Annotated in this window: 1 protein-coding gene; it reads left to right on the plus strand. The window is 43.4% G+C overall.

Features of this window, described 5'->3' with window-relative positions:
• Nucleotides 1-251, plus strand: a 251-nt coding sequence (locus R2R70_RS21935) for a hypothetical protein (protein ID WP_410979186.1), incomplete at both ends; no start/stop codon positions are given.

The following is a 251-nucleotide window of genomic DNA, read 5'->3' on the forward strand; positions in this document are numbered from 1 at the left end:
TACAATTTGAAATGAAAATGGTAACTCCACCTAACGCAACAGACGCTCAATGGTTATTTAAAATTGAATCAACTGGCGCTGCGTCTGCAGTGGAGCTTCCTCTTGCAGAAAGTGTTGAAGGTCAAGTACCGGTTATTGGTCAATGGCAAACGTACACATTTACATTGCAATCACTTTTTGACGCCGGTTTAGACATCAGTGATATCAACGTGTTAATGGTTTTCCCAGCATGGAGTACGGGTGAAGGCGCG

It is taken from the genome of Cobetia sp. SIMBA_158 (assembly GCF_046566945.1).
GTDB classification, from domain to species: domain Bacteria; phylum Pseudomonadota; class Gammaproteobacteria; order Pseudomonadales; family Halomonadaceae; genus Cobetia; species Cobetia amphilecti.